Origin of the sequence: Streptomyces sp. NPDC050564, from assembly GCF_044457265.1 — a bacterium.
GTDB lineage: Bacteria > Actinomycetota > Actinomycetes > Streptomycetales > Streptomycetaceae > Streptomyces.
The window spans coordinates 1-16,379 of record NZ_JBITGS010000027.1 but is presented as its reverse complement, the minus strand read 5'-3'; the positions used below and the strand labels follow the sequence as shown (position 1 = coordinate 16,379).

The 16,379-nt window shown below is 69.9% G+C and carries 14 protein-coding genes and 1 pseudogene; 8 read left to right on the top strand and 7 right to left on the bottom strand.

Annotation, left to right across the window (positions count from 1 at the left end; genetic code table 11):
- Positions 1-49 precede the first annotated feature (49 nt).
- Positions 50-691 (bottom strand): TetR/AcrR family transcriptional regulator, encoded by a 642-nt coding sequence (locus ACIBK0_RS34890; RefSeq protein ID WP_399088682.1) that lies wholly within the window; start codon positions 689-691, stop codon positions 50-52.
- 111 nt (positions 692-802) lie between these two features.
- Between ACIBK0_RS34890 and ACIBK0_RS34885 the strand changes: the two genes are divergently transcribed.
- From ACIBK0_RS34885 to ACIBK0_RS34875, 3 genes and pseudogenes are all read left to right on the top strand, one after another.
- On the top strand, positions 803-1,954 hold the full coding sequence (locus ACIBK0_RS34885; protein WP_399088680.1) for an acyl-CoA dehydrogenase family protein: 1,152 nt from the start codon (positions 803-805) through the stop codon (positions 1,952-1,954).
- 102 nt (positions 1,955-2,056) lie between these two features.
- A pseudogene (locus tag ACIBK0_RS34880) lies at positions 2,057-2,266 on the top strand (YiaA/YiaB family inner membrane protein); the annotation flags it as partial.
- A gap of 83 nt (positions 2,267-2,349) precedes the next feature.
- Positions 2,350-2,976 (top strand): TetR/AcrR family transcriptional regulator, encoded by a 627-nt coding sequence (locus ACIBK0_RS34875; RefSeq protein WP_399088903.1) that lies wholly within the window; start codon positions 2,350-2,352, stop codon positions 2,974-2,976.
- 88 nt (positions 2,977-3,064) lie between these two features.
- Here the strand turns inward: ACIBK0_RS34875 and ACIBK0_RS34870 are convergent, their stop codons facing one another.
- On the bottom strand, positions 3,065-3,526 hold the full coding sequence (locus ACIBK0_RS34870) for a MaoC family dehydratase (RefSeq protein WP_399088678.1): 462 nt from the start codon (positions 3,524-3,526) through the stop codon (positions 3,065-3,067).
- A 107-nt stretch (positions 3,527-3,633) separates the two neighbouring features.
- Here ACIBK0_RS34870 and soxR point away from each other — a divergent pair, with 107 nt between their 5' ends.
- A complete protein-coding gene (gene soxR, locus ACIBK0_RS34865; RefSeq protein WP_399088676.1) occupies positions 3,634-4,143 on the top strand; it encodes a redox-sensitive transcriptional activator SoxR in 510 nt (169 codons plus the stop codon).
- Positions 4,144-4,219: 76 nt separating this feature from the next.
- On the opposite strand, the gene ACIBK0_RS34860 is transcribed toward soxR, so the two are convergent.
- The 3 genes from ACIBK0_RS34860 to ACIBK0_RS34850 all read right to left on the bottom strand — a co-directional run bounded on the left by ACIBK0_RS34860 (position 4,220) and on the right by ACIBK0_RS34850 (position 6,881).
- Positions 4,220-5,287: an RNA ligase (ATP) gene (locus ACIBK0_RS34860; protein WP_399088674.1), complete on the bottom strand. Its 1,068-nt coding sequence runs from the start codon at positions 5,285-5,287 to the stop codon at positions 4,220-4,222.
- Positions 5,288-5,413: 126 nt separating this feature from the next.
- On the bottom strand, positions 5,414-6,142 hold the full coding sequence (locus tag ACIBK0_RS34855; protein WP_399088672.1) for a 3-keto-5-aminohexanoate cleavage protein: 729 nt from the start codon (positions 6,140-6,142) through the stop codon (positions 5,414-5,416).
- Between the two features lie 136 nt (positions 6,143-6,278).
- Complete coding sequence (locus ACIBK0_RS34850; protein WP_399088670.1) at positions 6,279-6,881, bottom strand: hypothetical protein; 603 nt, start codon at positions 6,879-6,881, stop codon at positions 6,279-6,281.
- A gap of 288 nt (positions 6,882-7,169) precedes the next feature.
- Between ACIBK0_RS34850 and ACIBK0_RS34845 the strand changes: the two genes are divergently transcribed.
- Positions 7,170-9,956 carry a penicillin acylase family protein gene (locus ACIBK0_RS34845; protein ID WP_399088668.1) on the top strand — a complete coding sequence of 929 codons (2,787 nt, stop codon included), beginning with the start codon at positions 7,170-7,172 and terminating at the stop codon, positions 9,954-9,956.
- A gap of 248 nt (positions 9,957-10,204) precedes the next feature.
- On the opposite strand, the gene ACIBK0_RS34840 is transcribed toward ACIBK0_RS34845, so the two are convergent.
- Positions 10,205-11,527 carry a serine-threonine protein kinase gene (locus tag ACIBK0_RS34840; RefSeq protein ID WP_399088665.1) on the bottom strand — a complete coding sequence of 441 codons (1,323 nt, stop codon included), beginning with the start codon at positions 11,525-11,527 and terminating at the stop codon, positions 10,205-10,207.
- 93 nt (positions 11,528-11,620) lie between these two features.
- On the bottom strand, positions 11,621-12,859 hold the full coding sequence (locus tag ACIBK0_RS34835; protein ID WP_399088663.1) for an exo-beta-N-acetylmuramidase NamZ domain-containing protein: 1,239 nt from the start codon (positions 12,857-12,859) through the stop codon (positions 11,621-11,623).
- 216 nt (positions 12,860-13,075) lie between these two features.
- On the opposite strand from ACIBK0_RS34835, the gene ACIBK0_RS34830 reads away from it, so the two are divergent.
- The 3 genes from ACIBK0_RS34830 (at position 13,076) to ACIBK0_RS34820 (ending at position 16,172) form a co-directional block, all read left to right on the top strand.
- Positions 13,076-13,840: an SDR family oxidoreductase gene (locus ACIBK0_RS34830; RefSeq protein WP_399088661.1), complete on the top strand. Its 765-nt coding sequence runs from the start codon at positions 13,076-13,078 to the stop codon at positions 13,838-13,840.
- Entirely contained in the window at positions 13,837-15,498 is a 1,662-nt protein-coding gene (locus ACIBK0_RS34825) for a class I adenylate-forming enzyme family protein (RefSeq protein ID WP_399088659.1), read from the top strand. The genes ACIBK0_RS34830 and ACIBK0_RS34825 overlap by 4 nt, the downstream gene beginning before the upstream one ends.
- Before the next feature lie 80 nt (positions 15,499-15,578).
- Positions 15,579-16,172 carry a TetR/AcrR family transcriptional regulator gene (locus tag ACIBK0_RS34820; RefSeq protein ID WP_327427538.1) on the top strand — a complete coding sequence of 198 codons (594 nt, stop codon included), beginning with the start codon at positions 15,579-15,581 and terminating at the stop codon, positions 16,170-16,172.
- Positions 16,173-16,379 lie beyond the last annotated feature (207 nt).

The following is a 16,379-nucleotide window of genomic DNA, read 5'->3' as shown; positions in this document are numbered from 1 at the left end:
GCGGAGCCCCCAGGTACGGGACGGGTAGGGGCGGAGGGGGCGAAAAACCTCAGTCCCCCCGAGTCGCCCGCTCGTACTGCAGGCTCAGCCCGTCCAGCAACGCGCTGAGTCCCGTCTCGAACGCCCGCTCGTCGATCTTCTCCTGCTGCTCGGCAAGGAGATGAGCCTGCCCGAGGTGGGGATAGTCGGCGGGATCGTACGCGGTCGCGTCGTCGACGAAGCCGCCGGCGAACGAGCCGAGCGCGGACCCCATGATGAAGTACCGCATCAGCGCCCCGATCGACGTGGCCTGCGCCGCCGGCCACCCCGCATCGACCATGGCCCCGAACACCGCGTCGGCAAGACGGAGCCCGGCGGGCCGGCGCCCGGGCCCGCGCGCGAGGACCGGGACGATGTTCGGGTGGTCGCGCAGCGCCGCCCGGTAGGAGACGGCCCAGTCGTGCAGGGCGGTACGCCACTCACGGCCGTCCTCGAACATCGACAGGTCGACCTGCGCGCTCACCGAGTCCGCGACCGCCTCCAGGATCTGGTCCTTGGTGCGGAAGTGGTTGTAGAGCGACGGCCCGCTCACCCCCAGCTCGGCGGCGAGCCGGCGCGTCGAGACGGCCGCAAGGCCCTCGGCGTCCACCAGGGCCCGTGCCGTCTGGACGATGCGGTCGGTGCTGAGCAGGGGCTTGCGCGGTCGGGCCATGGCGCACATAGTAGGGCTGCACCTGGAAACTAGCAGTGCTAATTTAAATGTACGGCTTTCAATGGATGGCTTCCGAAGGCCGCTGTCCGTCTATCTGTGGGGTGACTCGGCATGAACCTGGAGCTCAGCGAGGAGCAGACCGCTGTCCGGCAACTCGCCAAGGACTTCGTGGACCGCGAGATCGCCCCCCATGTCATCGAGTGGGACCGCGCCGAAGAGGTCGACCGGTCCCTCGTGAAGAAGCTCGGTGAGGTCGGCTTCCTCGGGCTCACCATCGATGAGGAGTATGGCGGCAGCGGCGGCGACCATCTCGCGTACTGCCTCGTCACGGAGGAGCTGGGGCGCGGCGACTCATCGGTGCGCGGAATCGTCTCCGTCTCGCTGGGTCTGGTCGCCAAGTCGATCGCGTACTGGGGGAGTGAAGAGCAGAAGCGGCGGTGGTTGCCGGGGCTCACCTCCGGCGAGTACGTCGGCTGCTTCGGGCTCACCGAGCCCGGCACCGGCTCGGACGCGGGCCATCTGTCGACGAAGGCCGTGCGCGACGCGGACGACTACGTCATCAACGGCACCAAGATGTTCATCACCAACGGCACCTGGGCCGACGTCGTGCTGCTCTTCGCCCGTTCCACCGACGACCCGGGCCACAAGGGTGTCTCCGCCTTCCTCGTGCCGACGAACGCGCCCGGCCTGTCCCGCCGCACCATCCACGGCAAGCTCGGTCTGCGCGGACAGGCCACCGCCGAGCTGGTCCTCGAGGATGTACGCGTGCCGGCGAGCGCCATGATCGCGCCCGAGGGCAAGGGGTTCGCCGTCGCCATGTCCGCACTCGCCAAGGGGCGGATGTCCGTGGCCGCGGGCTGCGTCGGGATAGCCCAGGCGGCACTGGACGCGGCGGTGACCTACGCGACCGAGCGCGAGCAGTTCGGAAAGACCATCGCCCATCACCAGCTCGTGCAGGAACTGCTCAGCGACATCGCCGTCGACGTGGACGCGGCCCGCCTGCTGACCTGGCGGGTCGCGGATCTCATCGACCGCGGCCTGCCGTTCGCGACGGAGTCCTCCAAGGCCAAGCTCTTCGCCTCCGAGGCCGCCGTGCGCGCCGCGAACAACGCCCTTCAGGTCTTCGGCGGCTACGGCTACATCGACGAGTACCCGGCGGGGAAGCTGCTGCGCGACGCCCGCGTGATGACCCTCTACGAGGGCACGAGCCAGATCCAGAAGCTGGTCGTCGGGCGTGCGCTGACGGGAGTCTCGGCCTTCTGAGGAGCGCCGCCGCAGCAGCGCTCTCGACGTTCTGAGTACGTGGGCTGAGTATCCGAACGGATGTGGTGGCAGCCGCATCGTCCGACCCTGGTCCGCATGAACATGAATGGGACACCGGTCAAGCAGCAGTCGACCGCGGCCTTCTACGGCCAGGCGGTCGCCTCGTTCTCCGTCGCCATCGTCGCGACCGCCATCGGCATCTTCAAGCTGGAGGCCGACGCCTGGGTACGCTCCTTCCTGGGTGTCGCCGTCCTCTATCTGGTGACCTCGTCCTTCACGTTGGCCAAGGTGATCAGGGACCGCCAGGAAGCGGTGCGCTGAACGGGGACACTAAGCGCTCGCTCAGGTTCAGGGGTATGGTGTTCACCCTGGCAGTGGAGAAGGGGCGGACAGCGATGAGTACGGCGGAGGAGACGGCCGGCGCCGAGGTGCAGCCGTGGGCCGAGGTCACCCCGGACGCGGCCCGACGGCTGCTCGTCGCCGCCGTGGAGGCCTTCGCCGAACGTGGGTACCACGCGACGACGACCCGGGACATCGCGGGCCGCGCGGGCATGAGCCCGGCCGCGCTCTACATCCACTACAAGACCAAGGAAGAGCTGCTCCACCGCATCAGCAGGATCGGCCACGAGAAGGCCCTCGACATCCTGCAGACCGCCGCCCAGGGCGAGGGCACGGCGACCGAGCGCCTCGCGGACGCCGTGAGCTCCTTCGTTCGGTGGCACGCGGGCGGCCGCACCACCGCACGGGTCGTGCAGTACGAACTGGACTCGCTCGGCCCGGATGCCCGCGCCGAGATCATCGGCCTGCGCCGCCAGGTCGACGCCGAGGTGCGGGGCATCATCGAGGAGGGTGTGGCCGCGGGCGACTTCGATGTCCCGGACATTCCCGGCACCACGCTGGCCATCCTCTCCCTCTGCATCGACGTGGCCCGCTGGTTCAACGTCAATGGACGCCGGACCCCGGACGAGGTCGGCGCGCTCTACGCCGACCTGGTCCTGCGGATGGTCGGGGCCAAGAAGTGACCGTGCCCCGTAGGGGGCACGGGGAGTTGCGCGACCAGCCGCGGACGGCGGGCCGTCCGTGGACGGCCCGCAGTTGTGGGCGCCGCTCTCAGAAGTAGTACCGAGACACCGACTCGGCCACGCACACCGGCTTGTCCCCGCCCTCGCGCTCCACGGTCACCGCAGCCGTGACCTGGACTCCGCCGCCGACCTCGGTGACCTCCTGGAGGACCGCGGTCGCGCGCAGCCGGGACCCCACCGGTACCGGCGCGGGGAAACGCACCTTGTTCGAACCGTAGTTGACGCCCATCTTCATACCCTCGACGCGCATCACCTGCGGCACCAGTGCGGGCAGCAGCGACAGCGTGAGATAGCCGTGCGCGATGGTCGTGCCGAAGGGGCCCGCGGCCGCCTTCTCCGGGTCCACATGGATCCACTGGTGGTCGCCCGTGGCGTCCGCGAACAGGTCGATCCGCTTCTGGTCGACCTCCAGCCAGTCGCTGTGACCCAACTGTTCGCCCACAGCCGCCTTCAGTTCGTCGGCGGACGTGAAGATCTTCGGCTCTGCCATGTCCCTGGCCTCCCGCGTCGCAATGTCTAAGCGACTGCTTAGCATGCTCGGGTGAGGGGCTTCTGTCAACGCACCGCAGGTGTGCCGAGGTGGGTTAGGTTCGAGGGGTGCCCCAGATTCCCGAGAAGATCCACGAACTCACGGTCGGCCAGCTGTCGGCCCGCAGCGGCGCCGCCGTCTCCGCCCTGCACTTCTATGAGTCCAAGGGCCTGATCAGCAGCCGCCGCACCACAGGAAACCAGCGCCGCTACCACCGGGACGCGCTGCGCCGCGTCGCCTTCGTGCGCGCCGCGCAACGCGTCGGCATCCCGCTCGCCACCATCCGTGAGGCCCTCGCCGAACTCCCCGAGGAGCGCACCCCGACGCGGGAGGACTGGGCCCGGCTCTCGGAGGCCTGGCGCTCGGAGCTCGACGAGCGCATCAATCAGCTGAGCCGGCTGCGGGACCACCTCACGGACTGCATCGGCTGCGGCTGTCTGTCGTTGGAGAACTGTGTGCTCTCCAACCCGGACGACGTCTTCGGTGAGCGCTTGACCGGCTCCCGGCTCCTGGTGGAACGCCCCGGCGCCCAGCGAAGCCAGCAGGAGAGGCAGCGGGAGCCCGAGGACGCCCGCTGACCGCCGTGGCGGGCCCCGCACGGTGACACGGTGACCGCGCGCGTACGGAGCCCCACAGGCTCCGTACGCCCACCGTCTACTCGTACTCCGTGCCGCCCTTGCGCGTCAGATACGCCGGGCTGACCGCCTTCGCAATCGCCCGGCCGCCCGTGACCGGGCTGTACCGCTCGATGGCAGGACGGATCACGACGCCCTCGCGCAGATGCAGCTCGCGCCCGGACACGGTCTCCCGGCCCGAGGCGACCTCCAGGACGTGCCCGATGTCGTACGGGCCCTCGTACAGCCGTGGCACCAGCGGGAGTTCACCGTCCAGCAGGGCCGCCGCGTCCAGCCAGCGGACCTCGCCGTCGATCTCCGCGGACACGTCGAACACGGCGTAACCGATCGTCTCGCGGCGGCCGTCTGCGCCGTACGACAGGTCCTGTACGCCCGCCCCGTACACCTCGCCGAAGACGCCGACCCGGCGCGCGCCCAGCCGCTCGGCGAGCCGGGCCGCGGCCTCCGCGACCCCGTGGCCATGGACGGCGCGCCAGTACAGATTGCGCGGGTCCTCCCTCAGCGCCAGGGACTTGGCGCCGAAGCCCTTCGACGAGACGTGCGCGCGGCCCTCGTCGGCGACATAGGTCAGCAGGCAGGCCGAACCGTGCAGTTTCTCGGTGAGGACGACGGGCTCGCCCGGGGTGAAGATGTCCGGGTACCGCTGGATGTTCTCGATGTCGACCCAGGGCAGCAGATCGGGCGCGGACTCGACCTCGCCGTCCATCGTCGGCGGGATCGGCGCCACCCACTTGACGATGCCGAGCATCTCGGCGAAGTCGGTCCCCTCCTCGGCGGCCTTCGCCAGGTCGACGTCCGCCAGTGCCTTCGGGCGGCACACGATCCCCTGCGACAGCTCACCGCGCAGTCGTACGGCCCTGACCCGGTCCGATGTGCTTCCCGCCAGGCGCCCGGTCAGCCCCAGCTCCTCGATCAACTCGGCCGGGAGCACGGACTGCTCCGGGATGTAGACGGCGCGCTCGCCGGTGCGGTAGGCGCCCTTGGCGACGACGGCTCGATACAGGCCCACCTGGGCCAGTTCGAGCGCGTCGGCGTTCGGATGCTCATGGATGGTCAGCACTTCGGCGGTGACGCGCAGCGTCGACATGGCGGGACTCCTCGGGTTCCTCAGCTGGGTTTCATCGCCCCCAACTGTCCGGAGGAGAAAGCGCTGGAGCGAGTGGATTTGCGGCTGGTACCGTCGGGCCGCCCGCGCCGAAGTGGTCGACCGCTCCTACGGCAAGCGCCGGGCCGCCTCGTACTGAACCAAGCCCTCCGCCACCAACTCACTGTTGGACATCGCCCGCTCCCCGCCCGGCAGGACCAGGGTGTCCTCCAGGCCGATCCGTGTGGCGAGCCCCAGCCGCCCCGCGAGTCGCAGCACCGGCCAGGTGCCGCCCTCCATGCCGTGCAGCAGGACGGGCCGGCCGTGGTGTGTGCCGAGGTCGGCGAGGAGGGCTCGGGCCGACTCCTGGGCCGTCCCAGCGGAGGTGTCCATCACCTCGGCCAGGACCCGCAGCACCCGGGGCGCGAGCGGTGACGCGGCGAACCGCGCGGGGCCCTCGGTGTCGGACCAGACGCCCGCCTCCACACCGATCCCGCGGTCGAGGAGCGCCGCCGCCACCTCCTCGGCGCCCGGCTCATGCCAGTTGACCGAGGCGTGGTCGGGCAGGACGGTCCAGGAACGCACGCGCTCGACGCGGGCGGCGGGATCCGACTCGGCCCACGCACCGGTGGTCACGCCGACGGGGACGCTCACCCGCGCCCGTATCGCCTCGAGAGTCGCCGCGACCGCCTTGGACGACAAGGTGTCCTGCCCACAGGGTGACTTGGGATGGACATGGATGTCCGACGCCCCGGCCGAGACGGCCTCGGCCGCGGACTGGGCCATCGCTGCGGGCGACATCGGCACGACGGCGCCGTCCGCCGCTCCGCGAGCTCCGTTCACACAGACCTGCACCATGCCTCGATGGTGCCAGGCGCCACTGACAACCATGCGGGAGCGACCGGACGAACGGCCGCGCGGGTGGGTGTACAGGGTCAGGGTGCCGCGGGCACCCGCACGGGGGTGCGGCATCGTCGGCGCACCCCCGTCGTGCTCACGCCGATACGAGCATCCGTCCGCGCCTGGCCTCCGCCAGCGCCTCGGGCGTCAGAACGGGGCGCGGCACCACGATTCCGCACCGTGCGCACACCGGACCCGACGAGGGTTCGTGGGCCAGGTCGTACTTCCATGTGAGGCGCTCCCAGGCGCACACCGGGCAGACCGCGCCCGGCTCGCGCTCCAGCGCGGCGATCAGCCGGCGCAGCACCTCGGTCAGTGGTTCATGGGGGTGGATCCTCGGGTCGTCGCACCACGCGACCCCGAAGCCGCCCCAGGTGAGCCGGTGCCAGTCGTCCACACTGCCCGGGCTGCGCAGCCCGTCGTGCTTCTCCTTCTTGCGACGCTGGGCGAACTCGGCCTCGTAGGCGAGCCAGACGGAGCGGGCCTCCTCCAACTCGTCCAGTGCGGCCACGAGCCGCGCCGGATCGGGGGACCGGTCCTCGGGACCGAACCCGGCCCGGGAGCACAGATGGTCCCAGGTCGCCCGATGCCCGTAAGGGGCGAACTTCTCAAGGCACTTGCGCAGTGAGTAGCGCCGCAGTGCCAGATCGCACCTCGGATCTCGCACCTGTCTCGCCAGACTCCGGAAACCGGCCATCGCCCTGCACCTCCGTCACACCTGCACCTGAACTTCGGTCACTTCGGCGTCGTCGTCGTATGGACGTCGCCGAATAGACGTATCGACAAGCGATTCGGCTCCATCCATTTTCCGATGACCGCCATAAGCCACCCGCCGAGTTGCCCCCGGCCTACCTCCTGCCGCTGTCAGCCGCCTGTCGACGGCGCTGTCCGGACGCGATGAATCCCAAAAACTGACGCATGTTCATCTTCAATCTCGGGGATACCGGCGGTAACGTCCGGCCCACCCCCGTCGGGAGGAGCTGCCATGCCACGGCGCACCCCACGCACCACGCTCGACAGACTGAGAACTCCCCGCAGATTCCCCAAGTTCCTCAAGGCCGCATCCATATGCGTCCTCATTGCCGGTCTTTTGTCGCCCCTTTCCCAGGCGGCGGCGGCCGACACGTCGACCACGGCGGCCGCGAACGACTACTGCGGCGGCCAGTGTTCGGACATCCTCCCGCCCGGCGAGAACGGCAACGCGACCCTCGCCCAGATCCTCCTCAACCAGGCCTTCGGCACCCAGCCGGACCATGCCGAGGACCAGCTCGCCCCCTACGGGAACCTGCCTTCCGGCGCCTCCACGCTCACCGACGCGAAGATCAACACCTTCTTCAACGACGCGTCCTTCGGGGTCGCTTCGGACCAGGTCGCCTCGACCACGAAGCCGCGCACCGACGTGACGATCGTCCGCGACAAGAAGACCGGTGTGCCGCACATCACGGGCACCACCCGTTACGGGACGGAGTACGGCGCCGGGTACGCCGCCGCCCAGGACCGGCTGTGGCTGATGGACGTCTTCCGGCACGTCGGACGCGGCCAGCTGACCACCTTCGCGGGCGGCGCGGCGTCCAACCAGGGCCTCGAGCAGGAGTTCTGGCGCAACGCGCCCTACACCGAGGCCGATCTGCAGGCCCAGATCGACAACGCCATCGCCGGCAACGGCGAGCGCGGGCAGCAGGCGCTCGCCGACGCCAACGCCTACCTCGACGGCATCAACGCCTACATCGACGCCTCCGACGGCGGTCGCTACTTCCCCGGCGAGTACGTCCTGACCGGCCACAAGGACTCCGTCACCAACGCCGGCACCATCGACCACTTCAAGCTCACCGACCTGGTCGCGCTGGCCTCCGTCATCGGCGCCCTCTTCGGCTCCGGAGGCGGCGGCGAGGTCAACAACGCCCTCTCGCTGCTCGCCGCCCAGTCCAAGTACGGCGTGACCGAGGGCACCAAGATCTGGGAGTCCTTCCGCGAGCGCAACGACCCCGAAGCGGTCCTCACCGTCCACAACGGCGAGAGCTTCCCGTACGCCGCGAAGCCCGACTCCCCGCAGGGCGAGGCCCTGCCCGACGCCGGTTCGGTGACCCAGGAGCAGCTGGTCTACGACCGTACGGGCAGCGCCGCCACCTCCACCGCCACCAGCGCCTCGGCCACGGCGGCCACCACGTCCCTCACCTCGGCCAAGCGCGGTATGTCCAACGCCCTCGTGGTGAGCGGCAAGCACACGGCCGGCGGCCACCCGATCGCCGTCTTCGGCCCGCAGACCGGCTACTTCGCGCCACAACTGCTCATGCTCCAGGAGATCCAGGGCCCGGGCATCAGCGCTCGTGGCGCCTCCTTCGCGGGTCTGAGCATGTACGTCGAACTCGGCCGCGGCCAGGACTACTCCTGGAGCGCGACGACCTCCGGCCAGGACATCATCGACACCTACGCCGTCGAGCTGTGCCAGGACGATTACCACTACCTGTACCACGGCACCTGCACGGCCATGGACAAGGTCGAGCAGACCAACTCGTGGAAGCCGACCGTCGCCGACGGCACCGCCGCGGGCTCGTACCGGATGCAGGTCTACCGCACCAAGTACGGCCCGGTGGAGTACCGCGCGACCATAGGTGGCAAGAAGGTCGCGTACACCACCCTGCGTTCCTCCTTCCTGCACGAGGCCGACTCGATCATCGGCTTCCAGATGCTCAACGACCCGGACTACGTCAAGAACCCGGCCACCTTCCAGAGCGCGGTGCAGCACATCAACTACACGTTCAACTGGTTCTACGCCGACTCCTCGCACACCGCGTACTACAACAGCGGCGACAACCCGGTGCGGGCCACCGGTGTCGACGCCGAGTTCCCGGTGTGGGCGCGGTCGGCGTACGAGTGGAAGAACTGGAACCCCACGACGAACACCGCCGACTACACGGCGGCCTCCGCTCACCCCAACTCCATCGACCAGGACTACTACATCTCCTGGAACAACAAGCAGGCCAAGGGCTACACGACGGCCTCCTGGGGTGATGGCTCGGTCCACCGCGGCAACCTGCTCGAAGACCGGGTGAAGAAACTGGTCGCGGCGGGCGGTGTCACCAGGTCCTCGCTGGTGAAGGCCATGGCCGACGCGGCGCTCGCCGATCTGCGGGCCGAGGACGTGTTGCCTGACCTGCTGAAGGTCGTCAACAGCTCGACGGTGACGGACTCGACGGCCGCGGCGGCCGTCAGCAAGCTGTCCGCGTGGGTGACGGCGGGTGCGAAGCGGACGGAGACGTCGTCCGGATCCCACACCTATGCCGACGCCGACGCGATCCGCATCCTGGACGCCTGGTGGCCGCTGCTGGTGAAGGCGGAGTTCGAGCCGGGGCTCGGCAGCGACCTGTACACCGCGTTCGGCAACAACCTCCCCATCGACGAGTCACCGTCGGCGGCGCACGGCCCGACCGGCTCGCACGCCGGAAGCTCCTTCCAGTACGGCTGGTGGAGCTATGTCGACAAGGACATCCGGGCGGTCCTCGGGGAGTCGGTGCAGGGCGGTCTCTCGCAGAAGTACTGCGGCGGCGGCAGCCTCAGCGCCTGCCGGGACACCCTGATCAGCACGCTCAAGGAGGCGGCCGGCAAGACCGCGTCCGACGTCTACCCCGGTGACGACCAGTGCTCGGCGGGCGACCAGTGGTGCGCCGACTCGATCGTCCAGCGGACGCTCGGCGGCATCAAGCACGGCAAGATCAGCTGGCAGAACCGGCCGACCTATCAGCAGGTGGTGGAGTACACGTCGCATCGGTGACGACGCCCACGGGTGTTGGCCAACGGGCGTTTCGCCCACGTCCGTTGGCCCACGTGGTTGGCTGGCGTCCGTTGGCCCACGTCCGTTGGTCAACGCCTGTTGGTCAACGCCTGTTGGTCAACGTGAGTTGGCCTACGCAGGTTCGGACGTCGATTGGGCAATGCCCGGCGGGCAACGCCGGATGGCCTACGCGGGCCGGCCAACGGTGGTGGGTCAACACCGGTTGGCCAACGTCGCTGGGCGGCGGGTCACTGAATACGGCCCGCCGCCAGCACCACCCGCGCCAGTTCCCGGTGGCAGATGTCGCTGTGCGCCCCGGACGGGGGACCGCCGTGCCGGACCACCGCTGCGGCGTCGATGTTCACGCACCCCGACGTGGGCAGCCGTGTACTGAGGGCGTCGGCCAGCGTGTACGACTTCGTGCCCGCCACCGCCTGCACCCCGTCGTGGCCCATCGCGCCCCACTGGGCGCCCAGGGCGCGGCCGATGTCGAAGCCCGCGGCGACCGTCCGGGAGTCGCCCGCCATCCGCGAGGCCAGCGGATAGATCGTGCCGAGCGCCGAGTCGAAGTGGGAGTAGCAGCACACCAGGGGACCGTCGATGCGGTTCTGCTGGCCGTCCAGCACACCGCTCGACCGTGCGTCATGGGGTAGCCGCGCCGCGAACGCGTAGTGCGAGAACGCCCCTTGGAGCAGCGTCACCGACTTCACCGTGTGTACCCCCTCGGGCAGACCGCGCAGCGCGAAGGAGACAAGGCGCCCGCCGAAACTGTGTCCGACGAGATGCACGCGCACATCGGGCGCCGCCTTGGCGAGTTGTCCGATCGCGCGCCCGAGCCCGCGCTCACCGACCGTGCCGGCGCGCCGTTTCATCGCGTAGTACGTGGCCTGGCGGAGCAGTTCGTGCGCGCCGTCCCACAGCCGTGGCAGCGCGAACGAGGCGGCGCCGGGAGACTCGGCCTCCGCCAGTGCCTGCGCGAACTCGCCGCAGACCGTCGCCGTGTCCCCGAAGAGCATCTCGGGGTCGCTCTCCGGAACTCCCTCCGCCAGCGTGTCCGCGGTGAAGGCGGCCTGCGGCCCCTGCGGCCGGACCTCGACGAGCAGCCGTACGAGACGTCCGAACTCCTCCAGCGAGGCGCCCTCGTCGGGCTGTTGGTCCAGCAGCCGGGCGATCTGCTCGACCACCGTCGCACGGCCCGGGAACACCTCCAGAAGCGCGTGCCGGGTGTTCTTGTCGAGGACGGGCCGCGCGGTCGGAGCGATGTCGGCGGCCACCGACGCCGGGAAGTCGGGGATCGGCTCGTCCGAGAACCGCATCGAGGGCCACACCACTCCCACGTATCCCAGGCGCGCGGTCGGCGCGAGCCCGGGGACGGGCTCGAAGAAGTGGCTGTAGAGCCGGGTGGCGCCCGAGCGGTCGTTGTTCCAGCCGTGCGCGAAGACGACCAGGTCACGGACCTTGCGCTGCGGTACCTCCCGCAGCAGCCGGTCCCGTTCCCGGCCGTCGACGTCCCCGTCCGCGTCGAAGGTGAGCTCCCAGTAAGGAGAAACACTCACTGCCGGATCGGCCATGACAAGCCCCCTCGTCCCCCGCGGGCGGTGCGATCTGGGCGCATCGTCCTACCAGGGGCGAAGGTTGGCCATACGTCACGACTCATCCGTACCTCATCCGTAGAGGAGGTAGTCCTTCCGTACGCGCTGGAATGCCTTCAGTTCGTCCTGCCAGGCCGCCACGATCTCGTCGACCGTCGCGCCCGCGTCGATCATCGTGCGCACCAGCGTCGAGCCGGTCAGCTTGTCGATCCAGTTGTCGGAGCGCCAAGTGAAGCCGCTCCAGACCTTCTTGGCGGTCACGAGGAGGGCGATGCCGGTGCGTACGGGGTCGTACGCCGCCCGGTCGTGCACATGGATCTGCACGCCCCCGATGGTCTTGCCCTGGAACTTGGAGAAGGTGGGAGCGAAGTACGCCTCCCTGAAGTGCACGCCGGGGAGGCCGAGTCGACCGGCTTCGAGGGCCCAGCGTCCATCGATGCCGTCCGCGCCGAGCAGCTCGAACGGGCGGGTGGTGCCGCGCCCCTCGGACAGATTCGTCCCCTCGAAGAGGCAGGTCCCCGAGTACACCAGGGCGGTGTCCGCCGTCGGCATGTTCGGGCTGGGCGGCACCCAGGGGAGCCCGGAGGCGTCGTAGAAGTCCGAGCGCTTCCAGCCCGACATCAGTACGGTGTCCAGCGCCACCGGCGCCGCCAGGAACTCCTCGTTGAACAGCCGCGCCAGCTCCGCCACCGTCATCCCGTGCGCCTGCGCGATCGGCTGCCGCCCGACGAAGGTCGCGAACTCCTTGTGCAGAACGGGTCCTTGGGCCGCCCGCCCGGTCACCGGGTTCGGCCGGTCGAGCACCACGAAGTGCTTGCCCGCGAGCTGGGCCGCCTCCATGCAGTCGTACAGCGTCCAGATGTACGTATAGAAGCGCGCGCCCACGTCCTGGATGTCGAAGACGACGGTGTCCACGCCGGAGGCGGTGAAGATGTCGGCCAGCGGCCGGCCGTTCTTGAGGTACGTGTCGTAGACGGGCAGCCCGGTCGCCGGGTCGTCGTAGCGGCCCTCCGAGCCGCCCGCCTGCGCGGTGCCGCGGAAGCCGTGCTCGGGGCCGAAGACGGCGACCAGGTTCACGCGGTCGTCGGCGTGCATGACGTCGACGATGTGGCGTACGTCTCTGGTGATGCCCGTGGGGTTCGTGACGATGCCGAGCCGTCGGCCCTGGAGTGTGGCGTAGCCGTCCGCCTGGAGGCGCTCGAAGCCGGTGCGCAGGCTGTGGCCGCCTTGCTCGGCCACCTTCGCCGCCAGCGGTGTCAGTGCCGCTGCGGCGGTGCCCGCGGCGAGCAGCGTGCGTCTCGACATGCGCATGGTGTGACCTCCGTGATCGCGGAACGTTGGCATAGGCACGCTAGGCGCTCCCGGTGGAAGTTCGTAGGCTGCGCGTCGGTCGTGGCTTGTCGCGCGGTTCTCCGTGCCCCCGCGGGGCGCTCCCGCTATGGGCACGGTCACCCTTCCCTAGTTACATACCGACTGGTTAGTCTGGCGTCGCAGCAGAGCCGATTCGCGTCGCGTCGAAGGAGACCGATGGTGGAAGCCGTGCAGGATGCCGGAGTGGTCGTCACCGGAGCGGGGGGCGGTATCGGGGCCGCGCTGGCCCGTCGCTTCGCGGCCGAGGGGGCCAGGGTCGTCGTCAATGACCTGGACGCCGCCAAGGCCAAGGCCGTGGCCGACGAGATCGGCGGCATCGCGGTCCCGGGCGACGCGTCCACGATCGTGGACGAGGCCCGGGAAGCCCTCGGCGGCACGGTCGACGTGTACTGCGCCAACGCCGGCGTCGCCTCCGGCGGCTCGGAGGCGGTCGGCGAGAACGTCTGGGCGCTCGCCTGGGACGTCAATGTGATGGCGCACGTCCGCGCGGCCCAGGAACTGCTCCCGGCCTGGCTGGAGCGCGGTAGCGGCCGCTTCGTCTCCACGGTCTCGGCCGCCGGACTGCTCACCATGATCGGCGCCGCGCCCTACAGCGTCACCAAGCACGGCGCGTACGCCTTCGCCGAGTGGCTGTCGCTGACGTACCGCCACCGGGGCCTCAAGGTGCACGCGATCTGTCCGCAGGGCGTGCGCACCGACATGCTCGACGCCACCGGCAGCGCGGGCGACCTCGTCCTGCAGCCGACCGCCATCGAGCCCGAGGACGTCGCCGACGCGCTCTTCAAGGGGATGGAGGAGGATCGCTTCCTGATCCTGCCGCACCCCGAGGTGGCCGGGTACTACCAGCTGCGGGCCGCGGAGCCCGACCGCTGGCTGACCAACATGAACCACATCCAGCAGAAGTGGGAGGCGGGCCGGTGACCACCTACGCCGAGCGGCCCTGGGTGGCCCTGCTCAATGACGCCCAGCGGGGCCCGGTGAGCCCCGCCGACACCCTGGTGCACGCCCTCGGAGAGGTCGTGAGGCGCACCCCGGACCGCACCGCGCTCGCCTACTTCGACGGGCGGCTGAGCTACCGCGAGGTGGACGAGCTGAGCGACTCGATCGCCGGGCACCTCGCCGCCCGCGGCCTGGAGCGCGGCGACCGGGTCGCGATCCTGCTGCAGAACTCCCCGCACTTCGTGCTGGCCCTGCTCGGTGCCTGGAAGGCCGGCGCGACGGTCGTGCCCGTCAACCCGATGTACAAGTCGGGCGAGGTCCGGCACGTACTCCACGACGCGGAAGTGAGCGCCCTGGTGTGCTCGGACCGCGCATGGGAGTCGTATCTGCGCGAAACGGCCGCCGACTCACCCGTACGCATCGTGCTGACGGCGTGTGAGCTGGATCTCCAGGCCCGCAACGACGCGCGCGTACTGAGCTTCGAGCGGCTGCCGGTCGCGGAGGGCACCGACGACCTCGTGGCCGTCGCGCGGCAGGGCCACAAGGCCCCCGAGGGCCGCGACCTCGGACCCTCCGACATCGCGCTGATCAGCTACACCTCCGGCACGAGCGGAACCCCCAAGGGGGCCACCAACGCGCACGGCAACATCATGTACAACGCCGAGCGGCAGCGGACGGGCCTGGGGCTGCCCGAGGCTCCCGTCTACTTCGCGATGGCGCCGCTGTTCCACATCACCGGGATGGTCTGCCAGCTCGTCGCCTGCCTCAACAGCTCGGGCACGTTGGTCCTCGCGTACCGCTTCGAGGCGGGGGTCGTCCTCGACGCGTTCGCCGAGCATCGGCCCGCGTACACGGTGGGCCCGTCGACCGCCTTCATGGCGCTGGCCGCGCACCCGGCGGTCACGCCGGACCACTTCTCCTCCTTCGTGATCATCTCCTCCGGCGGAGCCCCGCTGCCGCCGGCCCTGGTGGAGAAATTCCGGGCCGGTTTCGGTCCGTACATCCGCAACGGATACGGGCTCACCGAGTGCACCGCGCCCTGCGCCTCCGTGCCCCCGGGCCGGGAGGCTCCCGTCGACCCGGTCTCGGGGACGCTGGCCGTCGGCGTACCGGGCCCGGACACGGTCGTACGCATCGTCGACGAGCAGGGCCAGGAGGTGCCGTTCGGGGAGCAGGGCGAGATCCTCGTACGCGGGCCACAGGTGGTGCCCGGCTACTGGCGCCGCCCGGAAGCCACCGCCGAGACCTTCCCGGACGGCGAGCTGCGTACCGGCGACATCGGTTTCATGGACTCCGACGGCTGGCTCTACGTGGTCGACCGGAAGAAGGACATGATCAACGCGTCCGGCTTCAAGGTGTGGCCGCGCGAGGTCGAGGACGTCCTCTACACGCACCCCGCGGTCCGTGAGGCGGCCGTGGTCGGGATACCCGACGGCTACCGCGGAGAGACTGTCAAGGCGTACATCAGCCTGCGCCCCGGGGCCGAAGAGGACCCCGACGCGCTCGCCGCGTACTGCAAGGAGAGACTGGCCGCCTACAAATATCCGCGGCAGGTGGAGATCCTGCCCGACTTGCCTAAGACGGCGAGTGGGAAGATCCTCCGTCGGGAACTTCGTTCCCGGTCCGCGGAGACCCGGTAAAACGCTCGGGAACGCATCGAAACGCACCAGGACTCACTGGAGTGTTTCGGACGACAACGCTTGGAAGGCAGGTGGCGGCAGTGCCCAGGACGACGGACGGTGACGGTACGCCCGTCCCGCAGCGGCTCTTGGCCGCCGCCACCCGGCTCTTCGCGGAGCAGGGCTACGACCGCACCTCCGTGCAGGAGATCGTCGAGGCGGCGGGTGTCACCAAGGGGGCGCTCTACCACTACTTCGGCTCCAAGGACGACCTCCTGCACGAGGTGTACGCGCGCGTGCTGCGTATCCAGCAGGAGCGCCTGGACGCTTTCGCGGACGCCGACGCGCCGGTCGAGGAGCGGTTGCGCGGTGCCGCGGCCGACGTCGTCGTCACCACGATCGACAACCTCGACGACGCGTCGATCTTCTTCCGCTCGATGCATCACCTCAGCCCCGAGAAGGACAAGCAGGTGCGTGCGGAGCGGCGCCGCTACCACGAGCGGTTCCGAGCGCTCGTGGAAGAGGGCCAGAAGAAGGGCGTCTTCTCCACGGCGACCCCCGCCGACCTGGTCGTCGACTACCACTTCGGCTCCGTGCACCACCTGTCGACGTGGTACCGCCCCGACGGCCCGCTCACTCCCCAGCAGGTCGCCGACCACCTGGCGGACCTGCTGCTGCGAGCGCTGCGCCCCTAGCTGGGGTGGGGGTGAGTTCTTTCGCCCCCTCCGCCCCTGCCCGTCCCTGTCAGCCTTTCGGTTGCGGGTGGGTGGGGGCTGATCGCGGCGGTGCCCCCCCCCCCCCCCCGGGGGGGGGGGCCGGCCCGGATTTTATAGGGCGGGGGGGAATAATAACCCCCCCCCCCCCCCCCCCACACCCAAAAGCTGTTATCCACCCCCCCCCCC

Excerpts from the sequence above, each read along its gene's own strand:
- ACIBK0_RS34890 (WP_399088682.1), bottom strand. The coding sequence starts at position 691 with ATGGCCCGACCGCGCAAGCCCCTGCTCAGCACCGACCGCATCGTCCAG.
- ACIBK0_RS34885 (WP_399088680.1), top strand. The coding sequence starts at position 803 with ATGAACCTGGAGCTCAGCGAGGAGCAGACCGCTGTCCGGCAACTCGCC.
- ACIBK0_RS34875 (WP_399088903.1), top strand. The coding sequence starts at position 2,350 with ATGAGTACGGCGGAGGAGACGGCCGGCGCCGAGGTGCAGCCGTGGGCC.
- ACIBK0_RS34870 (WP_399088678.1), bottom strand. The coding sequence starts at position 3,526 with ATGGCAGAGCCGAAGATCTTCACGTCCGCCGACGAACTGAAGGCGGCT.
- ACIBK0_RS34860 (WP_399088674.1), bottom strand. The coding sequence starts at position 5,287 with ATGTCGACGCTGCGCGTCACCGCCGAAGTGCTGACCATCCATGAGCAT.
- ACIBK0_RS34855 (WP_399088672.1), bottom strand. The coding sequence starts at position 6,142 with ATGGTGCAGGTCTGTGTGAACGGAGCTCGCGGAGCGGCGGACGGCGCC.
- ACIBK0_RS34850 (WP_399088670.1), bottom strand. The coding sequence starts at position 6,881 with ATGGCCGGTTTCCGGAGTCTGGCGAGACAGGTGCGAGATCCGAGGTGC.
- ACIBK0_RS34845 (WP_399088668.1), top strand. The coding sequence starts at position 7,170 with ATGCCACGGCGCACCCCACGCACCACGCTCGACAGACTGAGAACTCCC.
- ACIBK0_RS34840 (WP_399088665.1), bottom strand. The coding sequence starts at position 11,527 with ATGGCCGATCCGGCAGTGAGTGTTTCTCCTTACTGGGAGCTCACCTTC.
- ACIBK0_RS34835 (WP_399088663.1), bottom strand. The coding sequence starts at position 12,859 with ATGCGCATGTCGAGACGCACGCTGCTCGCCGCGGGCACCGCCGCAGCG.
- ACIBK0_RS34830 (WP_399088661.1), top strand. The coding sequence starts at position 13,076 with ATGGTGGAAGCCGTGCAGGATGCCGGAGTGGTCGTCACCGGAGCGGGG.